General features: G+C 46.4%; 19 protein-coding genes. 10 read left to right on the top strand and 9 right to left on the bottom strand.

Annotated features, from left to right (window positions below; all coding sequences use genetic code 11):
* Positions 1 to 76: 76 nt before the first annotated feature.
* From QUA62_RS21405 to QUA62_RS21395, 3 genes are all read left to right on the top strand, one after another.
* Positions 77 to 790 carry a DUF1997 domain-containing protein gene (locus tag QUA62_RS21405; RefSeq protein WP_333406524.1) on the top strand — a complete coding sequence of 238 codons (714 nt, stop codon included), beginning with the start codon at positions 77 to 79 and terminating at the stop codon, positions 788 to 790.
* A gap of 860 nt (positions 791 to 1,650) precedes the next feature.
* A complete protein-coding gene (locus tag QUA62_RS21400; RefSeq protein WP_333406522.1) occupies positions 1,651 to 3,864 on the top strand; it encodes an ATP-binding protein in 2,214 nt (737 codons plus the stop codon).
* A 226-nt stretch (positions 3,865 to 4,090) separates the two neighbouring features.
* Positions 4,091 to 5,548 (top strand): response regulator, encoded by a 1,458-nt coding sequence (locus tag QUA62_RS21395; protein WP_333406520.1) that lies wholly within the window; start codon positions 4,091 to 4,093, stop codon positions 5,546 to 5,548.
* 145 nt (positions 5,549 to 5,693) lie between these two features.
* Here QUA62_RS21395 and hisG read toward each other — a convergent pair whose 3' ends face one another.
* On the bottom strand, positions 5,694 to 6,338 hold the full coding sequence (gene hisG, locus QUA62_RS21390; protein WP_333406518.1) for an ATP phosphoribosyltransferase: 645 nt from the start codon (positions 6,336 to 6,338) through the stop codon (positions 5,694 to 5,696).
* 198 nt (positions 6,339 to 6,536) lie between these two features.
* Here hisG and QUA62_RS21385 point away from each other — a divergent pair, with 198 nt between their 5' ends.
* The 3 genes from QUA62_RS21385 (at position 6,537) to rppA (ending at position 8,346) form a co-directional block, all read left to right on the top strand.
* Positions 6,537 to 6,803: a hypothetical protein gene (locus tag QUA62_RS21385; RefSeq protein ID WP_333406516.1), complete on the top strand. Its 267-nt coding sequence runs from the start codon at positions 6,537 to 6,539 to the stop codon at positions 6,801 to 6,803.
* Positions 6,804 to 6,956: 153 nt separating this feature from the next.
* Positions 6,957 to 7,607 (top strand): glutathione S-transferase family protein, encoded by a 651-nt coding sequence (locus tag QUA62_RS21380; RefSeq protein ID WP_333406514.1) that lies wholly within the window; start codon positions 6,957 to 6,959, stop codon positions 7,605 to 7,607.
* A gap of 52 nt (positions 7,608 to 7,659) precedes the next feature.
* The gene (gene rppA / locus QUA62_RS21375; RefSeq protein ID WP_333406512.1) at positions 7,660 to 8,346 is read left to right on the top strand and encodes a two-component system response regulator RppA; all 687 of its coding nucleotides are present in this window, start codon (positions 7,660 to 7,662) and stop codon (positions 8,344 to 8,346) included.
* A 196-nt stretch (positions 8,347 to 8,542) separates the two neighbouring features.
* Here the strand turns inward: rppA and QUA62_RS21370 are convergent, their stop codons facing one another.
* The 4 genes from QUA62_RS21370 to tmk all read right to left on the bottom strand — a co-directional run bounded on the left by QUA62_RS21370 (position 8,543) and on the right by tmk (position 12,339).
* On the bottom strand, positions 8,543 to 9,379 hold the full coding sequence (locus QUA62_RS21370) for a metallophosphoesterase (RefSeq protein ID WP_333406511.1): 837 nt from the start codon (positions 9,377 to 9,379) through the stop codon (positions 8,543 to 8,545).
* A gap of 573 nt (positions 9,380 to 9,952) precedes the next feature.
* A complete protein-coding gene (msrA, locus tag QUA62_RS21365) occupies positions 9,953 to 10,426 on the bottom strand; it encodes a peptide-methionine (S)-S-oxide reductase MsrA (protein WP_333406508.1) in 474 nt (157 codons plus the stop codon).
* A 39-nt stretch (positions 10,427 to 10,465) separates the two neighbouring features.
* A complete protein-coding gene (locus QUA62_RS21360; protein WP_333406506.1) occupies positions 10,466 to 11,428 on the bottom strand; it encodes a DNA polymerase III subunit delta' in 963 nt (320 codons plus the stop codon).
* Positions 11,429 to 11,670: 242 nt separating this feature from the next.
* A complete protein-coding gene (tmk, locus tag QUA62_RS21355) occupies positions 11,671 to 12,339 on the bottom strand; it encodes a dTMP kinase (RefSeq protein WP_333406504.1) in 669 nt (222 codons plus the stop codon).
* Positions 12,340 to 12,444: 105 nt separating this feature from the next.
* Here tmk and QUA62_RS21350 point away from each other — a divergent pair, with 105 nt between their 5' ends.
* Positions 12,445 to 12,792, top strand: coding sequence for a hypothetical protein (locus QUA62_RS21350; RefSeq protein ID WP_190659999.1), 348 nt, complete (start codon positions 12,445 to 12,447; stop codon positions 12,790 to 12,792).
* A 337-nt stretch (positions 12,793 to 13,129) separates the two neighbouring features.
* Here QUA62_RS21350 and QUA62_RS21345 read toward each other — a convergent pair whose 3' ends face one another.
* On the bottom strand, positions 13,130 to 15,775 hold the full coding sequence (locus QUA62_RS21345; RefSeq protein ID WP_333406502.1) for a heavy metal translocating P-type ATPase: 2,646 nt from the start codon (positions 15,773 to 15,775) through the stop codon (positions 13,130 to 13,132).
* Positions 15,776 to 16,076: 301 nt separating this feature from the next.
* Between QUA62_RS21345 and QUA62_RS21340 the strand changes: the two genes are divergently transcribed.
* The gene (locus QUA62_RS21340) at positions 16,077 to 16,283 is read left to right on the top strand and encodes a DDE transposase family protein (protein ID WP_190660003.1); all 207 of its coding nucleotides are present in this window, start codon (positions 16,077 to 16,079) and stop codon (positions 16,281 to 16,283) included.
* 318 nt (positions 16,284 to 16,601) lie between these two features.
* On the opposite strand, the gene ctpC is transcribed toward QUA62_RS21340, so the two are convergent.
* Together ctpC and ispG are read right to left on the bottom strand one after the other, a co-directional pair.
* Complete coding sequence (gene ctpC, locus QUA62_RS21335; protein WP_333406500.1) at positions 16,602 to 17,957, bottom strand: carboxyl-terminal processing protease CtpC; 1,356 nt, start codon at positions 17,955 to 17,957, stop codon at positions 16,602 to 16,604.
* Positions 17,958 to 18,213: 256 nt separating this feature from the next.
* Positions 18,214 to 19,434: a (E)-4-hydroxy-3-methylbut-2-enyl-diphosphate synthase gene (gene ispG, locus QUA62_RS21330; protein WP_333406498.1), complete on the bottom strand. Its 1,221-nt coding sequence runs from the start codon at positions 19,432 to 19,434 to the stop codon at positions 18,214 to 18,216.
* Between the two features lie 287 nt (positions 19,435 to 19,721).
* Between ispG and QUA62_RS21325 the strand changes: the two genes are divergently transcribed.
* Complete coding sequence (locus QUA62_RS21325; RefSeq protein ID WP_333406496.1) at positions 19,722 to 20,138, top strand: Pepco domain-containing protein; 417 nt, start codon at positions 19,722 to 19,724, stop codon at positions 20,136 to 20,138.
* Between the two features lies 1 nt (position 20,139).
* Positions 20,140 to 21,660, top strand: a complete 1,521-nt coding sequence (locus tag QUA62_RS21320) for a GUN4 domain-containing protein (protein WP_333406494.1) — start codon at positions 20,140 to 20,142, stop codon at positions 21,658 to 21,660.
* 74 nt (positions 21,661 to 21,734) lie between these two features.
* Here the strand turns inward: QUA62_RS21320 and QUA62_RS21315 are convergent, their stop codons facing one another.
* The gene (locus QUA62_RS21315) at positions 21,735 to 21,881 is read right to left on the bottom strand and encodes a hypothetical protein (protein WP_333406492.1); all 147 of its coding nucleotides are present in this window, start codon (positions 21,879 to 21,881) and stop codon (positions 21,735 to 21,737) included.
* Positions 21,882 to 22,087 lie beyond the last annotated feature (206 nt).

Below are 22,087 nucleotides of genomic sequence, written 5' to 3'. Positions count from 1 at the left end.
TCTCAATTGTAGGGAGGAAACTCCCTTAACACATCCCCAACCCGATCGATTGGCGTGTATAACAGGAGAGCATACGATGAGGCAGGATTCCGCTGAATATCACACTGTTGAAGCTTCTGACGAAAATTGCTACCCAGATGCGAGTTTCCGACAGCCCGAAAGTGGAAGCGCGGATGCAGGAGAGGAAGTTGAGCCGATTTGGTTTCACACACATTTTGAAGACAGCATGGAGATGTATGCCGATGCGGAGACGGTGGCAAAGCATTTGAACAACCACAAGACTTGGTTTTGCCAGTGCGCTTCGCCGATGAAGGCCGAGCCGCTCGGAGAAAACGGCTATGATTTATTAATCGGGCGTTTTGGGGCTTTCGGCTACCGCGTTGAAGCGAGAATTGGTTTAGAGTTGCTGCCGCCTGACGCTGAAGGCTGCTATTTGATTAAGACTATTCCGGTTCCGGATTATACCTCGCCTGGGTATGAAGTGGATTTTCGATCGGCAATGAAGCTAGTGGAGATACCCTCTCAGGAGTTTGCCGCCGATTGGCCGAGCTCGGAACGTGCTAAGCTGCCGCCTGCGATTACCATTACTAGCTGGAAGCTGGATTTGGCTGTGGGAGTTTGCTTTCCCAAGTTTATTCGATCGATGTCTCAACCTTTAATAGAAAAAACCGGCGATGCGCTTTTGGAAAAAATCATCAAACAAGTTAACCGGCGCTTGACTTATAAAACTCAGGTTGTTTTTCACGAAAGTTTGGGCATTCCTTTTCCGAAAAATCCTAAGAAACATTAACAATACTTACGCTCTAACCTGTACTGCATTTAAATTGTATGTTAAGTGCGGGATCTCCTGCCCGCCCCACAAGAGTAAAGATTTATTTTACTCTGCAATTTAAACGCGGATTAGCTTAACTCACATTTGTAGGGTGTGCACTGCACACCTTACTCATAAGTGCGATCGTAATAACTCATATCATTGTAGATTTTAGAGTTCGGCGCGAGCGCTCAGTCGCACAATTTTAGATTAAATTATGGGAATAACTGATTGTGTATGGGTTGGGTTCACGAGCCTACAGTTGCTTTTTTGAAACTCCGAACACTGTCTCCGGGTGCTTATGGCGTGCCTTATGCCTATGTTTTTGAATCCCACGCTTGAGCAGTTAATCCAAATAACCAAGTTATTGCTAATAAAATTTAAGGGTAAGGTCATGATTGCATTTGACCTATAGCAATCCTTGCAAAAGTCGTAAATTTTTTATCCCACCCCAACCCTCCCCGAACCTGCTTAGAGGGAGTAAGACATTCACAAATGATGCGAGGATTGCTATATGCTGATGCCTTATCGCCGGAATTAGTTTTTATTATGGGTCAATTTAGCACAGGGTTGGACACAATAGTTTCAAGTCAGATGCCATCAACTTCGACAACATTGTTATTAAAAAATTCGGCTTCTTTCATAAGGATTTCCCTCCTTATTGCCTGATGATTAAACAATAGCCGGCGCAGTTCAAAGCGGGTTCCGATCGCCCTCGGAAACCAGCAAGTGTCTCAGATCACAAGGCCGATCGATCCCCCTCACTGCCCAAAAACCTAAAATTATGTCACATTAAGTAAGGGATTATAAAATAATTCTTGCCATATCCCTAGAAAGTTATGACAACGAAACTAAGAGCTACACCCACAGAGAAAATGGAGAGAGACTTGCACCAGTTGAGGGCAGACCAAGAACTGATTCTCAACCAAGTAGACAATGCGATCGCTCTGTTCGACTCGTCTGACTGCTTAGTTTTGTTTAACAAAAAATTGGCCGGAATGTGGGAACTGTCCCCAGAATGGCTGGAAACAAAGCCGAAGTGCCACTTGCTGTTTGCGGAAATTGTCGATCGGGGTTACTTGTCTGTTCAACAGTGGCAAGAGTTTCAGCAAGCACTCGAAACATCTGAGCATGAAAGTTTATCATTTTATTTCGAGCAATCCAATGCGGTTTGTTTGGAGGTGTGCGCCACGATTACCAACAGCGGCGGACGGCTGTTAACCTTTCGAGACGTTACGGTATACCAAAACTCCCAAGCTAGCTTGAACGCAGAAGTCAGGCGGCTGAGCTTTCTTTTAGGTTTAACCGAACGCCTGCAAAAGTCTGACAGTTTGCAAGAAATAGGTAAGTTTGCCCTCACCTATCTAGTAGAGGCAATGAATGCTGCTTTCGGAGATGTCAAGGTGATTAGCGGCAAGGGAAACGATCGGCAAGCGGCGGCGGTTTCCAACCACGTTTCTGGTCAATTTCTGGCTACTTACGGGGAACCGGTAGTCGCAGGAATGCAAGAATTGCTCGACCAAGGCATTCCCTACGGCATGGGTTTGCTGTGGGAAGTGGTGAAAACTGGTAAACCTGTGTTCGTAGAGGATTATGCCCAACATCCCAATGCCGTGCCGGAATTTCGGCATCCGGGAATTGGACAACTGGGCATTTTTCCGATCGCAGCTACCGACGGTACAATTATCGGAGTGCTCACGCTGGAGTCCCGCAACATCAAAAAACTGCAAACCGCCGTCCACCAAGAAGTGCTGGAGGCTGCTTGCCGGACTCTGGGGGCGGCGATCGAGCGGGCTCAGACACAAGAGAACCTGCGCCAAGTTAACGAAGAATTAGAGTATTCTTCTCAGTTGAAATCCGAGTTTTTAGCCTCAATGTCCCACGAATTGCGGACGCCACTCAACAGCATTCTCGGCTTTTCTGACTTGCTGCTGCGACAAACAGCCGGACAGTTGAGCGATCGACAAATCAACTATGTAGAACTGATCGAAAAAAGCGGCCAGCACTTGTTGCAGCTAATCAACGATATTCTCGATCTTTCTAAAATAGAAGCCGGGAAAGTAGAACTAAACTTACAGCCTGTTCGCGTTCAAGAACTCGCAACAGACTGTCTGAAAATGATGCAGCCACGGGCAGACAAAAAGCGAATCGGTTTGTCCTTAGAACTCGACTACCGTATTACTAAAGTTTGGCTCGACGAACGGCGAGTGCGACAAATTGTGATTAATTTACTTTCCAATGCTATCAAATTTACCCCCGAACAGGGACAAGTTAAACTCAGCGGGCGTCTGGTCTACGGCAGTGAAATAGAGGGCGACTACCGACCTGATTGTTCTCCTGTAAATGCCAGCACTCCTTATTTTTGTTTTGAGGTGCAAGACTCCGGCATCGGCATTCCTCAAGACCGCTGGCACTTGCTATTTCGACCTTTTCAACAGGTGGATTCTTCCCTGACTCGGCGGCACGAAGGTACAGGTTTGGGTTTGGCTTTGACTAAGCGTCTGGCAGAATTGCACGGGGGAACTGTTTCTTTTCAATCTGTTTGCGATCGGGGAAGTCTTTTCCGCGTTTGGCTGCCTTTGACGGAGATGCGTCAACAGTTGGGAAGCTTTGCTTCTTGTGCTTTGGATAGCAAGTTAGTGCCAGGTTGTGCGATTGCTTTACCCATTGGCAGGAAGCGGATTTTGGTTGTCGAAGACCAGCCTTTTAACCAAATGTTAATTTCTGAGGTGATGGAATTAGAGGGGTACGGGGTAGAGATACTCGCGGATGGGAAGGTGATGGCAGATCGTATTCTCGCCGCCTCTACTGCGCCGCACTTGCTGCCGGATTTGATTTTGATGGACATTCAGTTGCCGGATGTTGACGGCTTTGAGTTGATGCGCCGAGTTAAAGCAGATCCTGTCTGGGACTCGGTACCGATGATTGCGGTGACGGCGATGGCGATGCCCGGTGACAGCGATCGATGTTTGGAAGCTGGCGCTTCTGCTTATTTGAGCAAGCCACTGGATTTGAATTTGATGATCGCTACTGTCCGTTCTTTTCTGGGCTAACGATAATTATTTGCAGTTCCAGCACTGCCATTTATGATAATTGATAACAACAAAGGTTAAACTCAAGAGTAGATAAATATGTATATGACTTGCCCGCACTTGCTTCCGAAAGCTGGTTCCTACGAAAAATATCGAGTTTAGTAACGAGAAATATACGAATCAACCAGTTTTCGAGCTTCCCCACGCGCAACTCCCGAGCTAAATTCAATATACTATATCATATTCGATGTCAAACAAGTCGCCCTGCATCATGTTGGTTGATGACGAGCCAGCTAATCTGACTTTACTGGAAGAGTTATTGCACCTGAAAGGATACGCTACAGTATCAGCCCTATCTGGCCATGAAGCGCTCTCGCTTGCCAGCGCCTCTCGACCCGATTTAATTTTACTAGATATTATGATGCCGGAGATGAACGGTTTTGATGTGTGCGATCGCCTGCGGAAGGATACCGCATTGCAAACTGTACCGGTAATTTTTTTAACTGCCCTCGATGACGATATGTCTCGCATCAAAGGGTTAGAAATGATGGCCGATGATTATTTGACAAAGCCTTTTAACAGTCGTTTGTTGCTGGCGAAAGTGGAAAATATTTTGCAGTTGAGTCAACTGCGAGCGCAAGCTGTATCTTCCCAACTCAACCAGCAAGTCAAAGAGCAAAGCAAACGCCAAATCGCCGCAGCTTGGGAAGCCAACGAATATCTTTCAGAAAAATTTCAGCTATTTGTGCCAGAGCAACTTCTCGGGCGAATTGCGCCGCAAGGAATAGAATCTATTCAGTTGGGCAATGTCACAGAAGAAGAGCTGACTGTTTTATTTTGCGACATTCGCGGGTTTACTGCGATCGCGGAATCTCAACAAGCTCGCGAGACTTTTGAATGGTTGAACGCTTTTTTTACTCAAATGAACGATTGCATAACGTCTCACGGCGGGTTTATTGACAAATACCTAGGCGATGCAATCATGGCAGTATTTGACAAGCCGAATTCTCACGCTATGGATGCGATCGAAGCCGCAGTAGCAATGCAAGAAACTTTGCAAGAATTTAATGCCAGTCGCCACCAATACAATTTAGAATTTCCCGTCAATATTGGTACGGGAATTAACACAGGTATCGGCATGATCGGCACTTTAGGTTCCGATCGCCGCATGGACTCGACAGTCATCGGCGATGTGGTAAATACAGCTTCTAGGTTAGAAAATTTAACTAAAATATACGGTTGCCAAATTATTGTTAGCGAAAATGCGATCGTTCATGCAAGAGAATTTCTACATGGCATAAGTTCCCACTCAAAATCAAAAGAAAGTCTATTATTAAAGTGCGACTTGGAAGTGGAAACACAGGAGACTATTACTTCTAATTCTGAGGCGGCTGCTACAGGCAGCGATTTGCCAAGGAACAATTATTACTATCGCTGGATAGATCGAGTAACCCCGCGCGGCAAGCAGCAAGCTATTGAAATCTACGAAATCTGGGCAGCCTCCTGTCCCGACTCTGAGGCAAAGCAGCTTACCCAGGGTTTATTTGACAAAGGAATTCAAGGATGGCAATCTGAAAGGTTTGTCGCCGCCTTGAGATATTTTCAGCAGCTAATAGAACAAAACCCAGCGGATACAGTTGTCCGTTTTTATATAAATCGCTGCCAGGAAAAACTAGGTTTTCTACCGGGAAATAGCACTTCATAAAGATTTAACTTTTAGGGCGAGCTACAAGCCCACCCTACAATAGTTTAGACTTAGTGCAAAAGTCCCCAACTATCCCGCGTTGCGTCTGTGGTTTCCCTATCAATGAAAGATTTATCCAATAAGTCTCCTCTAATTGGAGTTAGCATCAAACAGTCGTCAAAACTTGCTCTCTCAACTTCCCGATCAACTCATTCACGCCTCCGGTATTCAAACGGTAACTCAAAGGATGACCGATTAAATAAGCCGAACTTTCAAATAAAACATCAATTTCCACCAAACCATTTTCCCGCAACGTTTTGCCAGTCGAAACCAAATCCACAATTGCCTCCGACATACCCGTAATCGGCCCCAACTCCACAGAACCGTAAAGCGGCACAATTTCCACAGGCAAATTCAAATTGTGAAAATATTCCCTTGCACAGTGTACGAACTTAGAAGCAACTCTACCGTGAGGAGGCAAATCTACAGTTCGTCGGTAAGAACTAGATTCCTTCACCGCCACCGACAGCCGACATTTGCCAAATTTTAAATCAATTAAATTGGCAACTTTCGGCTTTTTTTCCCGCAAAACATCATAGCCAGAAATCCCCAAATCCGCTTGACCGTATTCCACATAAACCGGCACGTCGTGCGTCCTTACTAGCAAAGCTTTGGCCGTACCGGTAGGGTCATATATTTGAAGTTGTCGGTTAGAGGAATCGAGAAAAGCACTGAAGTCTAATCCAACCGATTTAAACAGGCGAATGCTATCTCCTAACAATCCGCCTTTGGGAAGTGCAACAGTAATCATGTCAATTTCTAGAGTGTAAATTGCTCAATTTAGGAAGGGGGCGATCGCGGTCTAAGCAGAAACAGCTTTTACCAAACTCAGAATAACACATAGAGTTCATAGCGAAAAATTTTTTTTGGCTATTGCTCGATCCTTTGTTTGGGTATATATTATATTTAGTAAGTTTTTATGTCGTCACGTTTTTCAAGGGCGGTCAGTATGGAAAACAATCAAGAGTTTGAGAGTCAACAATTTGACAGAAAATTTCACAATGTAGACCCAGCTTCCCTAAAAAAAATTACAGTAGATGAAATCCTCTCAGGCGGTGGTGTAGAGGCCGAGGAAATGCACTATACAGTAACCGTACCTACGGCTAACGATGCCAAAATCCACAGAGACAGATCATTCGATGCCAAATCAAGTGTGTTCGATACCGCCCCCCGATCGAAGTTTGCAGAAAAACGCGGAACGCTGGGAGGCTGTTAATCTAAAATACTTGCAGAGGCTAGTGCAGAAAACGGGCCGATCGCGCGTTAGCGAAGCCCTCGAAGAGGATCGTCATTCAGTCTCACCCTTTTGTGTATTCAACTCTAAAACTTAAAATTTAACTGGCGATTGCAAATAGCTGAAAGCTAAACTATGACCGAACTGACACTTGTTATTGGTAATAAAAATTATTCGTCTTGGTCGCTGCGTGCTTGGCTGGCGATGAAACAAGCTGGACTGGAATTTGCCGAGGTGAGAATCCCCTTAGACTGGCCTACAACGCATGAAGAAATTCGGCGCTATTCTCCCTCGGGAAAAGTGCCAGTTTTAATCGACGGCGATCTGAAAGTGTGGGAATCATTAGCAATTTGCGAATACGTTGCCGATCGCTTTGCCAATGATTTGTGGCCGGCGGATATAGCGGAACGGGCGATCGCCCGTTCCATTGCCGCCGAAATGCACGCGGGGTTCCAAAATTTGCGCGACAATATGCCGATGGACTGCCGCAACCGCTATCCGGGAGAAGGGATGACTGCCGGTGTAGAAGCAGAGATCGATCGCATCTTTGCCATTTGGCGCGAATGCCGCCAAAAATTCGGAACAGGCGGCAATATGCTATTCGGAAAATTCACAGTTGTTGACGCTATGTTTGCCCCCGTTGTTATGCGTTTTATTACCTACGGAGTCAAATTAGATTCATCAGCCAAAGCTTATGCGGAGGCTATTTTAGCCTTGCCTGCCATCCAGGAATGGGTAGCAGCAGCTTGCAGCGAAACGGAAAGTATTCCACACATTAAAATCTAGGGAAAATTAGTTTACTTAACCTAAAATCTCAAATCTCAAATTTGAAATCAGGATGCGGATTCTTTTAGTTGATGATGAAGTTGAGTTAACTGACCCTTTGAGTCGAGTCTTAACCCGCGAAGGTTATACAGTTGATGTGGCATTTGACGGAGCAAGCGGCAGCAATTTAGCAATGCAGGGCAATTACGATTTACTAATTTTAGATTGGATGCTGCCGAGACAAACCGGACTGGCAATTTGCCAGAAGTTGCGATCGCAAGGACGGAGTACGCCAGTGCTATTTCTCACCGCCAAAGATACCGTAGACGATCGCGTACAAGGACTCGACGCCGGTGCAGACGACTATTTGGTCAAACCTTTTGAACTGCGAGAACTGCTAGCCAGAGTCCGCGCTTTACTGCGGCGGCCTCCTACTATTGACGCCGAGGTTGCTGTCGGGCGGCTGCAAGTTGCAGATTTACAGCTAGACTACGACAATCAATTAGCTTATCGGGGCGATCGCACAATTGATTTATCAGAAAAAGAATGTCAGTTATTAGAATACTTAATGCGCCATACCGGTCAATTGCTAACACACGAAGAAATCCACCAGTATTTGTGGAGTGAAGCAGAAAAACCCAGCAGCAATGTATTAGCCGCTCAAATTCGCCTGCTGCGCCGCAAAATAGAAGCCCCGGGCGAATCGATGCTAATTCACACAGTCTACGGCAGAGGCTATCGCTTTGGAGAAGCAAATTAAAAATAATAGCAATTGTACAAAAATCCCTCTTCCCTCTTCCTGACATCCATTACATCCGTTACATCCGTCGAGCGAATCTGTTGCCGAACTTCCCTCTTCCCTCTTCCTGACATCCGTTACATCCGTCGAGCGAATCCGTTGCCGAACTTCCCTCTTCCTATCTATTATCGGGAAAGTGTGCACCCTAAACCCGCCCTTACCGATGTTGACAAACCAAAGTAATTACTGTCACCTCCGGGGGACAAAATAGCCTTCCCGGCGAATAAGTTCCCAAGCCCCGATTCACGTACAGCAAATTACTCCCCACCTGATGCAAACCGCTAGCCCATTCCCAGTGAGTAACTACTCGATCGGAAGCCGACAGCAAAGGAATGAACTTTCGGATTCGTTTAGGAATCAAAAAGCCTATTTTTCTGACCCAAGCGTACAAAGGGCCGATACCGGGAATAACGATTTGACCGCCGTGAGTGTGCCCAGACAACTGCAAATCAATCCGCCAATTTTGCAGCTTTTCAGCAGTATCAGGATTGTGAGACAAGACAATCCGAGGAATCGCGGGATTTATTGATGCCATTACAGGTTTAGGCGCAAAATCGCCCGACCAAAAATCTGCCAACCCAACTAAAGCCAATTCTGAGCCCAAAGGATAGATTGCTTCGTTGTACAAAACCCGAATCCCTACGCTATTTAAAGCATTAGTAACCTCTGTTTTTGCCCTCGGCCAATAGTGGTCGTGATTGCCCAAAACCGCGTAAATTCCCACCCGACTTTGTAAATTTTTCAATCGCTGCACTAAGGTGTAAATAGGTGCGGGGTCGTAGGTAATAAAGTCACCAGTTAAAAAAATCAGGTCGGGTTCAGCTTCATTTGCTGCCGCAATCGCCTCTTCTAGCAACCATTCCGACAGCCGCACCCCGTCATAGTGAAAGTCAGTAAGCTGTACAATTTTAATACCGGATAGATTTGCTGGAAGATTAGCGATTGGTATTGTTAAATACTCTATTCGCAGTTTCCCAGTTAATAACCTGTGCATAAATCTAAAGTTTATTGATGACAGAGCGCAACCTTTAGCTTAGCAAATAAACAAGCAATACGGCAAAACTAGATATTCTTCCCTTTTCTTTCTGTCATCTGACTAATGACTACTAATTGCTAACTAATGACTACAGTCCGGGACGCAAAAACCGGGATTAATCAAGAAAATTGAAACAGAAATTCTCAATCTTCATTTAGGCTTTATTTCAAAATTCTTGGGGTTTTACGCGCCCAACTACTACAGCATTTTTATAATATTATGACTTGCGTAACAAGCTGTTTAAAACGCGCTTGCTCTTCTTCACAGTGGCATTCCCCGCCCCGCATCTATATTTCTTTTGGCAATTTTCAAAGCTGAGACTTGTGCCGCCTCCCCATAGAATCGGGCTACCACGGGGGGATTGATCCTACCAAACACTATCTCATGACTAATGATTTATTACTAAGTAGGTGAAAATAAACATGGCGTGGGGGAGGCAGAGTTTTGCATTAATAATAAACTGGTCGCTAGTATAGATCATTGCCTTACCGCCCCTACGATATTTTATTCTTTGTGGGGTCTGCCTAATTTTTAACTAATGACTTTTGACGAAATCCGCTTCTTCTCAATATATTGCTGGTGGTAATCCTCTGCCATATAAAATTCACCAGCAGGTTTGATTTCGGTGGCAATATCTTTGTCGTATTTACCGGAAATTTGCAATTTTTGTTTGGAGAGGCGAGCGGCTTTTTCTTGTTCGGAATTATGATAAAAAATCACAGACCTGTACTGTTCGCCTCTGTCGGGGCCTTGGCGATTGATTTGGGTAGGATCGTGACAGTTCCAGAATACATCTAGCAGTGCTTCGTAACTCACCTGCGATCGATCGTACTCTACCAGCACGGCTTCAGCGTGACCGGTGACTCTGGCGCAAACATCCAGGTAGCACGGGTTCGGCCAGTGACCTCCTGTGTAGCCCGCAGCAGTCGAGACGACACCCGCAACGGCGCGAAACTTGTGTTCAACTCCCCAAAAACAACCTGCTGCAAATGTGGCTTTTTCCATCGTGTTACTCATCGTATTGGGATAAAACTTGGCACTAAATTATGCTTGACATATTCCCATTAGTGTGCATTCCCAAACCAATCGCGGTTGTACGTAGTTTAGCAAATATTGTCGTGCTTTTTCCAAGGGCTCTAAGGGCGATCGACTAATTCCTCCTGCCAAAAATTGCTGCCAGTAACAGTGCTGTAAATAATCGATTAACCACAACTGAGATTCAGTATCTAAAGTTTTATCAATTTCCTTGGCCAATTCCAAAGCAGACCGTAGGTTTTGAGGCAACTGCTTCACCTTTTGCAGCAAATCATCTGGTATTGATTGCAGTTGCTGCCAAATAGAAATTGCCTCCCCAGGACTTCCCTGAGCCATCCCCATTACCTCGGGATGATCTAAAATCTCCGCGAATCCCGCTTGCTGCAAAACTTGTGCCATTGCTTGGGGATTCAGCCGAGAAAATTGGATTTTTTGACAGCGGGAAATTAAAGTCGGCAGCAAAGCTTCCACAGTCGGAGCAATTAAAACGAGCGCTGCTTTTCCCGGTTCTTCCAATGTTTTCAACAAGCCGTTAGCGGCTCCCTCACCCATTGTTTCTGCTTGTTCCAAAACTACGACTGAACGCCCAGCTTCTAGCGGCGGTCGGCTGAGAAATTCACCGATTTCTCGAACTTGTTCTAAGCGAATTTGTGGCGGTGCTTTCCGCTTTAAACCGGCTTCCTCTGCTTCCTTTGGTGTAAGCCGTTTGCCTTGGCTCATGTAAGTTGGTTCTACCCAAAGTAAGTCTGGATGATTCCGCTGCCGCACGCGATTTTGCACGGAGGCTATTAATCGGGTTTCAGGAAGATTGGCTGAGAATAAAAGCTCGATGAAAGACTGAGCAGCTAAACTTTTGCCGATGCCGTTAGATCCGACAAATAAATAACCAGGAGCAATTCGGTTGCGCTCGACTGCTTGTGTTAGCAATTCTACTGCTTGCTCTTGTCCGATTAATGAGGTGAAATAATTCATGTTTGCGGAAGAAGGAAGTTCGGCAACGAGCAATGTACGGGATGTAACGGATGAAGGATGAAGGATGAAAATCTAGGGTTTTAGCAATTAAGTACATCCTAACCGTCGGCGTGGCTACTATAATACCAAAAGGTTATTGTGGTTTAAGGGACTGCTAAATAATTGTTTTGAGTTAAGAATGTTAAATTGTAAGTTTTTGGAGCCGGACAGGGCATTGCCGTGTCTCTACACATTATCTAGCGCTATTTTTCAGAAGAGGTATTATTTAAATATCCCCAAGCTTCTAACCTGCTAGTTACAATAGTTTGAATTTCCTGAGCGACTTCATATTCAGGGCGATCGGCATTTATCCGGACAATTCGAGATTTATTTTCCTGGGCTAACTCCGCAAAACCTTGCTGTACAAGGCGGTGAAACTTCAAATCTGCTTGCTCGATCCGATCGCACCCTCCCCGGGCCCTTACCCTCGCCAAACCCGCCTCCACATTAATATCCAGCCAAAAAGTCAGATCGCTTTCCAAGCCTCCGGTGGCAATTTCATTCAACTGCTTAATTAAATTTAGCTTAAGACCGCGGCCGTAGCCCTGATAAGCAATCGTAGAGTCAGTAAAGCGATCGCATAAAACAATCGTTCCCTTCGATAACTCGGGTTTGAGAAAAGTTTCGACGTGTTGAGCGCGATCGGCAGCGTACATGAGTAATTCTGCTCGATCGGATACAGATTCGCCCCCATCTTGTTTCAGCAGCAAATGTCGCAGTCCCCTTCCCAGCTCAGTACCCCCCGGTTCGCGAGTAGCCACCAAGCGGACTTTCAGAAAGCAACTTGCTTGCAGGAACTGTATCAAGCGCTGCATTTGCGTAGTTTTACCGGCACCTTCAACCCCCTCAAACACGATCAGTTTGCCTTTCATTGCCCTAACTTTCCACCTGAATAAAATAAATCCATATTGTTCTGTGCATCTGTTCTAGGTTCGGTATGATAATAAAGTCTAAATGCCTCACGGCTGGAGTTGTCTATGGCTCGCTATACTGGTTTTTTTATCGTTGCCGTTCCGATCGACCGTCTCCGTCAGTCCCTGATTGAAATTTTAGAGTCATGCAATCTTGATATTATCTACAATACAGGAGATTCGGTCATGGCTCGCGAGCTCCCAGGTCAAGTTTCGATTGCCAAACTTGTCACCGCAGAAGTCCTAATTGAGAAAAACACGGCCAGCGACTCAGAGGTTCGCATGAACTTCGTGATTAAAAACGAAGAACTGCCCCTGCAAACCAACAACCACTGCCGTCAAATGTTCGAGCTAGTGAGTCGTTCAATTATGAACAACAATAACTGGCGACTTTTGGAAAGTATGGCACTGTAGCCATCAGTCAGTCGATTTTACATTTTAGATTTTAGGTTGACTCCACAGATGAATCTGGGGCCTCGAACTAATCTCGAAACTTCTTTGCTCTCCACTTTTAGTGTCAGGGGCTTATATCCGTCTTGAGATGAGGTCATTAGTCATTAGTTTCCAGCTAATGACCGGTGAGATCAAATCCGGTAGCATCGAAATTAATATTACTCACAGCTTGTGACACGGCAGTGCCGTTTCCCTACAATTAATCCAGGTAGGGAAACGGCACTGCCGTGTCCTTTATATGGTCACGAGTGCAACCGGAAACGATATGACCTCCGACTTTGATCTACAAGCCCTCAATTTAAGCTCGAAATCCCCGGCGCAAAAACAAAGAATTTGTAACCACGCTAACAGAACTAAACGCCATAAATGCTCCGGCCGCCGCAGGACTGAGTAGAATTCCGGTTGCAGGCAGCAAGATACCCGCTGCCACGGGAATTCCCAGAGTATTGTAACCAAAAGCCCAAAATAAATTTTGGCGAATCTTGTTGAAAGTAGCGCGCCCCAGCTCGATCGACTCAACAACATCCATCAAAGCATTTCGCATCAGCACAATTTGAGCTGTCTCAACTGCGACATCAGTGCCGCAGTGCAAACCGATACCGACATCAGCTTGAGCCAAAGCCGGGGCGTCATTGATGCCATCTCCCACCACAGCCACTTTACAGCCTTGGGCTTGCAAAGCCGCGATCGCCATCGCCTTCCCCTCCGGCCGCACCTCGGCCAAAACATCAGCCGCCGTCAAATCTAGCTGCTGCGCCGTCGCCGCCGCCGCAGACGCCGTATCCCCCGTGAGCATCATCACCCGCAATCCCATGCCCCGCAAACGTTCCACCGCTGCCTTAGCATCCGGCCTCAGAGTATCTTTTAGCCCGATTACCCCCAGCAAAACGCCCCCAGAAGCCACGTAAACCGCCGTTTTGCCTTGCAAAGACCCCGACAATTCCGTCGCCACAGCGACTCCCTGCTGCTTCATCCACTCAGCATTCCCCGCGAACACCCGCCGGCCCTCCACCAAAGCAGAAACCCCGAAGCCCGGTTCCGTGCAGAAATCCTCAGCAGCTAGCAGCGGCAAACCTTGTTGTTGAGCTTCCAGCAAAATCGCTGCCGCGATGGGATGAGAAGCGCCCCTTTCCACCGCCGCTGTAATTTGCAGCAGTTTTGAGTCAATTGTGGAACAGGCATCTTGCCTGTTGTCAGAAACACCATCAATTGTGGAACAGGCATCTTGCCTGTTGCCAGAAACCCCATCACTTGTGGAACAGGCATCTTGCCTGTTGCCAGAAACTCCATCAATTGTGGAACCAACATCTTGTTTGTTGCCAACATTAATATCTGAATTGAAATCCCACTCGGAATTCTGGAAAATCGGCAAATAATCTGTGAGTGTGAGATTTCCGGTTGTCAGAGTGCCCGTCTTGTCAAAAACCACCGTATCTAATTGATGCACCCGTTCTAAAACATCACCACCGCGAATTAAAAGCCCGCGCTCCGCCCCGATGCCAGAACCGACTAAAATTGCAGTTGGGGTAGCCAGTCCCAAAGCGCAAGGACAAGCAATGACTAAAACTGCGATCGCCAATTTCAAACTTAACAGCAAAGGGGATTGGTAATGAGTAATTGGTAATTGGTAATCGGTAATTGATAATTGATTTCCGATGCCCAATACCCCATGCCCCATGCCCGATGCCCCATGCCCCATATCGTGTCCTAAAAGCACAGAAGGCCAAATATGAGTCCCGGCAAAATACCAAAATAGGAAAGTTAAAACCGATATCGCCATTACCCCATACACAAAATATCCCGCGACAGTATCAGCTAAATTTTGAATCGGCGCTTTGCGAGTTTGAGCTGCCTGCACCAAGGCCACCATTTGAGCTACAGTGGTTTCCTTACCGGTGCGAGTTGCCCGCATCACAACTGCCCCGGATTTATTGATAGTTCCGGCCGCAACTGTATCTCCTGGTTGCTTCAAAACCGGCATCGATTCGCCAGTCAGCATCGACTCATCTATCGTTGTTTTGCCTTCGCAAATTTCACCGTCTACGGGTATTTTATCCCCTGGCAAAACTTGCAGCCATTCTCCGACTCGGACGCGATCGGCAGGAATTTCAATGTATTGTGGATCGTAGACCTCTGATGTCGAGTTTAAAGGCAATTCTTCCGATCGCAAATCTAAACTCGGGAGTTTAAAATCTACTAACCGGGCTTTGGCTGGTTGCAATGCGATTAAAGCTTGCAAAGCTGATGCAGCGCGCCGTCTGGCTTGCTGTTCGAGAGTTTTGCCCAACAAAATAAAGCCCAGCAGCATCACCGGTTCGTCAAAAAAGCACTCCCATCCCATCCGTGGAAACAGCAGCGCCGCATTGCTAGCCGTGTAAGCTGTGACAGCGCCTAAAGCTACCAAAGTATTCATGTTGGGTGCATTTCGCCACAAACTGCGGCACCCGTCAACGATAATCGGGCGGCCCGGTAGCAGCAAAGCTAGGGTGGCGAGTCCCCAGTGAAACCAAATATTGCTGAGAATTGGGGCTTTTGTGCCGAGTACGTGACCTAAACCCGATAAAATAATTAGGATAAGGGCGATCGTCAATTGCTTGATTTGCTGTCGAATTTCTTGTCGCCGCCGTTCAATTGTTGTCGCTTCTGCTTCCCACTGATTTTCACCTGAACGAGACTGAGAGGGAAATCCATTATCAGTCAACTTTTTCGCTAAAGCTTCTGCATCGACAGTCCCCGGTTGACACTCAACCGTTGCGACTTCTACGGCTAAGTTAACGCAAGCTGAAATTACGCCGGAATATTGCATGAGTTGGCGTTCCACAGCTTTCGCGCAGCCGGCACATTTCATCCCGCCGACATCGAAAGTAACAAGTTCTGGCGGTAATTCTTTAACTGATATAATTTCTGGTTGAATTTCGGGGATTGTTTTGGGTAGAAATTGCATGTTTTTTTTTGGTATTGATTAGAATATTTCGCCACTTCTGAAATGGTTGAATGCACTGTTTAGACAAATGTCTATATTTTGATCATAGATAAATATTGTGGCATCTTCCAAAAGTGTTAGTTTTTTTTAATTCTTATTAGTTGCAGGCGGTTAAATCCGCAGCCCGGGAGGGGTTTCAACTACTGTAGGACTGCGAGTTTAATGCTAAGACACATTTGGGACAGGGCATTGCCGTTTCCCTATTTGATATAATGAGCCAATTGCCTAGTTAGTATCCAGCTTTTTTGTGACGAATTTAGCTATGACAGAAACACCAAAATTTTATATTGTCAAACGTCCTGCGGGGAATTGCGAGATTTTGCCGTTGGCGGAGCCCTCGCAGAGGATCGCGCAACTTGAAGAACAAAACCCCAGTATTATTGAAAAGTGGGGTCCTTACGATTCGCCCGAAGATGCCATCGCCCGCCGCATCGGATTAATTCGCGCCGGCAAATGCCAGCCGCAATGACGAATTACTATTACTTTCCTCCGCATCGCGAAAGCTAACGCGATCTCAAATCTGTTAGCAGCGGAATTCTTCCGATATTTCTTCTCGACATCTGCGTGAATCAGCATCAATTCCTTGTCATCTGCGGTGAATAAATTCTCTTTTTTTTACCGCAGATACAGGCAGATAAACACAGATTAACGCCGATGAATTATATAAATTTTGGTTGCACCGGACGCATTGCAAAAAATAGCGAAGCATTCGAGTTTAAAATCTTGGCTTTTAGCCGTAAATCTTCCCCCGAATGCTTTTTTTTAACTGAAACCCTACACAGGTTTTCTACTTAGATTTAGAAGGTGCCGCACTCGGTTTTGCTTGCGCCGCATTCGGTTTAGGTGGCGCTGCATTCGGTTTCGACTCCGCCTTATTGTTCCCTGGTTTACCAGTAACTTGCTGTGTCAAAACTTCCATAGCTTTTGCGTACTGCGGATCTGCCGTCGTAGCGATTTTATCGCGATCGCGCCTCAATTCCTGTTTTTGAGCCTCGGTGAGTTCTACCTTAAAATCCGGTTCAATCCCGGCCTTGTTGATATCAGTGCCCTTGGGAGTAAAATACTTGGCAATTGTCACCGCCAAACCGGCACCATTTCCCACGCCGCGTACTGACTGAACTAAACCTTTACCAAACGTCTTTGTTCCCACCAAAACCGCGCGCTTGTTGTCTTGCAAAGCACCGGATAGAATCTCGCTAGCACTTGCTGAACCGCCGTCTACCAGTACAACTAACGGTTTGTCTGTGAGCTCTGCCTTATTTGCAGTTTGTTTATCGGCCTCACCCACTCGATCGACCGTCGAGACGATCGTACCTTCTTTGAGCCACATCCGAGCAATTTCAATACTTCCGTACAGCAACCCGCCGGGATTGGAACGCAAGTCTAAAATATAGCCCGTTACCTTTTTCTGTTCCAAATCCTTAATTGCCGATCGCATTTCCGATGCAGCATTGGCACTGAACTGATTTAAGCGAATATAGCCGACTTCTCCGATCGGAGTTTTCTGCACCGACTTCCGCACTGGATGAATTTCAATTTTAGCGCGTTTCAGCTTAAATTCTAATTCCTTGCTTCCCCGCAAAATAGTCAGCGTCACCTCAGTATCCACCTGGCCGCGAATCAAACTTACCGCTTGATTCGTATCCATGCCTTCTGTGCTCTTGCCGTCAATCTTAGTAATGATATCTTTTGCCAGAATACCAGCAGTAAAAGCAGGGGTATCTTCGATCGGGGAAATCACCACCAACTTTTTGGTTTCCTCATCTTGAGTCAACTGAATCCCAACTCCTGTCAGTTCCCCAGAAGTGTCAACCTGCATATTTCTGAACTCTTGAGGGTCCATAAACCGCGTATAAGGATCGTCCAGCTTCTTCAGCATTTCCCGAATTGCTTTGTAAGCTTCCTCGTCGCTGGTATAAGTCCGGTTCAAATATTCATTCCGCACCGCTTTCCAGTCAACCTGGTTAAAAGTGCCATCTACATAACTTTTGTCAATAATTTGCCAAACTTCATCAACCAACTCTTTAGGGCTTCCCCGAAAAGAAGCCAGAGATTTAGAACTGCAACCAGTGTTCGCAAGAGTTACAGCAGTGAGTACCACCGCTGCTGCACTTAGAACAAGCCCTCGTTTTGTTATAACCATTTGTCTGACGCGCGGGAGGAAAAGAGTTCAGAATAATTACGCTCAATCTAACACAGGCAAGGCCGGCTCGCGTTTGGCGTACATATATTATTCCACTTTGCCGACTTCTATTCAGGGCGGGCTAGGAGCAACGGCCCACAAGAAACTTGATGTTTTGTGGAACAGGCATCTTGCCTGTTCCTGACGGGCTACGAGCAACGGCCCACAAGAAACTTGATGTTTTGTGGAACAGGCATCTTGCCTGTTCCTGACGGGGCTAAGGATCGACCCAGCGATCGTCCGATTTAATCAAATCAATCAATTCTTGTACACCTCGGTCTTCCGGCACTTTCTTAATTTCTTCCCGGCCCCGGTACAGCGAAATATAACCCGGTTGCTTCCCGACGTAGCCGTAATCAGCATCAGCCATTTCTCCCGGGCCATTGACAATACAGCCCATTACTGCTATATCCAAACCCGTGAGATGCTTCGTAGCCTCTCTCACTTTGTGTAACACTTCCTCTAAATTAAACAAAGTGCGACCGCAGGAAGGACAAGCGACATACTCAACCATCGTTTTCCGCAGTCCCAAGGCTTGCAGAATGCTGTAGCAAACGGGAATCTCCTTTTCTGGGGCCTCTGTCAGCGAGACGCGGATGGTGTCACCGATACCGTCAGCTAACAAAGGTGCGAGGCCTGCGGTGGATTTGATGCGGCCGTATTCGCCATCTCCTGCTTCCGTGACGCCGAGATGCAGCGGGTAATCCATGCCGAGTTCGTCCATCCGGTGCACCATCAAGCGGTAAGCAGCAACCATCACCGGCGCGCGGGAGGCTTTGAGGGAAATCACGATGTTGCGGAAGTCGAGGGATTCGCAAATTTTGATGAATTCCAGGGCGGATTCTACCATGCCTTCGGGCGTGTCGCCGTAGGTAAAAAGCATCCGTTCGGCGAGGGAACCGTGATTAACGCCGATTCGCAAAGCTTTGCCTTGGTCGCGCAAGGAAATCACCAGAGGTTCTAGGGTTTCGCGGATTTTTGCGCCAATTTCCGCGAATTCGCTGTCGGTGTATTCGCTTCTGTCGGCTTTCGGCTTCTCGAACACGTAAAGTCCGGGATTGATTCTCACTTTGTCTACGTGTTTGGCGACTTCCAGGGCAATTTTCATGCCGTTGTGGTGGACATCGGCCACGAGAGGAACTGGTTGGTAGGCGGCGTGCAGTTTTTGCTTGATTTCGGCTAAAGCTTTGGCGTGGGCCATGCTGGGCACGGTGACGCGGACGATTTCGCAGCCTATCTCGTGCAAGCGCCGAATTCCTGCGACTGAACCGTCGATGTCGAGGGTGTCTTCGTTAATCATCGACTGTACGACGACGGGGTTGCCGCCGCCGATGGTGACGCTACCGACTTTGACGGGACGGGTTTTGCGGCGTTTGATGGTGGTGTCGAAGATTGGTTGGCTAGATGCGCTTGTAGTTGGATTTGGTAGAGTTTGCATAAGTGATTGCTAGTGTTCTGTTACCAAGCTCTATAAAATTCTGTTTCCTATTTTTCAGGTTGCCATAGAAAGGGTCTGTTTGGACAATGAGGTTTTGCGATTTAGGATTTGGGATAAAAATGCTCGCCTACCTCCCACTCACATGATGTCGGTTGGGTTCGTCGTGTTACGCAGGCATCACCGGGAACGCGAAGATAGGTTAATGAAGATTTTGGCTGCAATTTCTGGTTAGAATCTAAGTTAGAATTTGACAAAATTATATAAATACTTTGGAGTTTTCAGCAGTTATGCCAGATGAAACGATTAGGATTGTGACCAGCGATATTCCGGACGAGTCGCCTCAAGTTGTTACTGCTGATGGTGCCAAAAGTCTGGGAATGGGGGGAGCACCTTTCTTGGATATGGAACCACCGCCAAAGTCTTCTAAACCGCCAAAAGTTACCGATGCCGCGGGTGAATTTAGAATTCATAATGTCAGTGTAGAGACATTAGAGCAAGAAATGGCTCATTTGCTGGCAGTTGTCGATCGACTCCTAATCCGCAGTGAAGAGAAGCGCGATCGCAAGTCTAAGATGGAGTTAGAGGAAATTGAGCTCTCGGTGGAAATTAACGGTCAGGGACAAATTAGCATCCTCGGTAACGGGGTCGCAGCGGGAGGAAAAGGAGCGATAAAGCTCAAGTTTAAACGGGAACAATCAAAGTGAAATGGCTAAAAATTGGGCTGTTGTCATAGGTATTAATGAATACGAACACCTGCCACGTCCGCTGAAATATGCTAAGCGGGATGCAGAATTAATGCGGGATTTTCTCTGCAAGGAGGCGGGATTTGAGAAAGTTTACCATTTCTCGGAAGACTCATCGGACAAACAGTTGCGGCCTACTAGATCTAACGTGATGCGGTTGTTACACCTTATGTTTGAACAGCCTTTTATGAGTGCGGGAGATAACTTTTGGTTTTTCTTCAGCGGTCACGGAGTTCGTCAAAATGGGTGCGATTATTTGATGCCTGCTGACGGTTTTACTGAAGATATTGCAAACAGCAATATTTCTGTTAATTACATTATCCAAAGGTTGCGGCGCTGCGGGGCTGATAATATTATTATGATTTTGGATGCTTGCCGCGATGAGGGAAAGTCTGTTGAGGGGATTGGCCGTCAAACCGCCGAACAAGCGCGGCAAATGGGAGTCATCAGCATTGCTTCCTGTAGTCCAAATCAGATATCTTATGAAATTGAAGATTTACAGCAAGGTGTTTTTACTTGTGCGTTACTAGAAGGATTGGGTACTCAAGGTAAATGTGCGACTGTTGAACGATTGAATCAATATTTAATCCATCGAGTACCAGAACTCAATCGCGAATTTGGAAAACCCAAGCAAACACCTCTGACTGTTGCCGAACCGATCGAAAAGTCTCATCTCATTCTTTGCCCGAAATATGCAACTTTAGCTGATGTTAAAGCGCTGAAATATGATGCTTCACAAGCGGAACTCAACCAAGATTTTGATTTTGCAGAACAGTTGTGGATTCGAGTGTCAGCAGCATCTCCCGGCGATATTGATGCTGTTAAAGCATTTAAGCGAATTGCTGTCGCACAGGTACGATCGGAAGCTTTATCAGATCGACCAAGTTCTCAAGCTCGTCCTCAAACCGAAAAATCTCCTCAACCTGCACCTGCTAATTCTGCTCCTATTGAGCCGGATGTTCCCCTCAAATCTGAGAGGGGAGTAGACTACACTAAGTTGCGCGATTTACTGGCAACTCGAAAATGGCAAGAGGCGGATCGGGAAACGGCAATAAAAATGCTGGAAGTAGCGGAGAGAACAAAGGATGGCTGGCTGAGGGGTGAAGATCTCGATCGATTCCCCTGTGAAGACTTACGAACTATTGACCAACTTTGGGTAAAATACAGTAACGGACGTTTCGGCTTTTCGGTGCAGAAACGCATCTATGAAAGTCTGGGAGGAAGCAGAGAATATGATCGGAAAATTTGGGAAGCTTTTGGCGATCTGGTAGGTTGGCGTGTGAACAGATTAGGTGGCGTGTGGTTGTACTATAATGAGCTAAAATTCAACACCAACAAAGCAGCTCAAGGACACCTCCCAACAACGATCAACAGTTGGTTTGGAGCTCAAGGACACCTCCCAACAACGATCAACAGGTGGATGGGGATGGGGGGGGGGATAGGGAGGGGGGGGGTGTCTCTTCTCTCGCGTCGAGACTTGTAGAGTTTAACATCTAAGCGTTTCAGGTTTTCATAAAGATTTATTACAAAGGCAAAAACCACGAAACCACGCCAGTTCTACGTTTCCGATACCTGGCACTGACCGGACTGGGCTAAAATGCTACCAGCAACTTGTGGGTTGTAACAATTAGCGAAGATAAATTTTTCTGCCACCGCCAAAATTTCTGGGTCTTCCGCCTCCCACTCTCCCCAAGGCAAACTCATCTTTCAACGACTGAATCTCAACGATATCATATAGCGTTCCTAATTGAGTTGTGAACACTAACCATACATATAAAGTTTGGGAAATCCCAATATTTGACGATTCAGAAAAAACATAAATAACCTCTTTACGTATCGGCTCAATAAGTAGGGGTAGCAGAAGAAAAAAGTAAGCAGAGTACACAAAGTGTCATAAAATAGGACATATG

Source organism: Microcoleus sp. MON1_C1, assembly GCF_036701945.1.
Classification (GTDB): Bacteria; Cyanobacteriota; Cyanobacteriia; order Cyanobacteriales; family Microcoleaceae; genus Microcoleus.
Note: the sequence above shows the minus strand (reverse complement) of the source record. Positions and strands in the feature narration are given on the sequence as shown.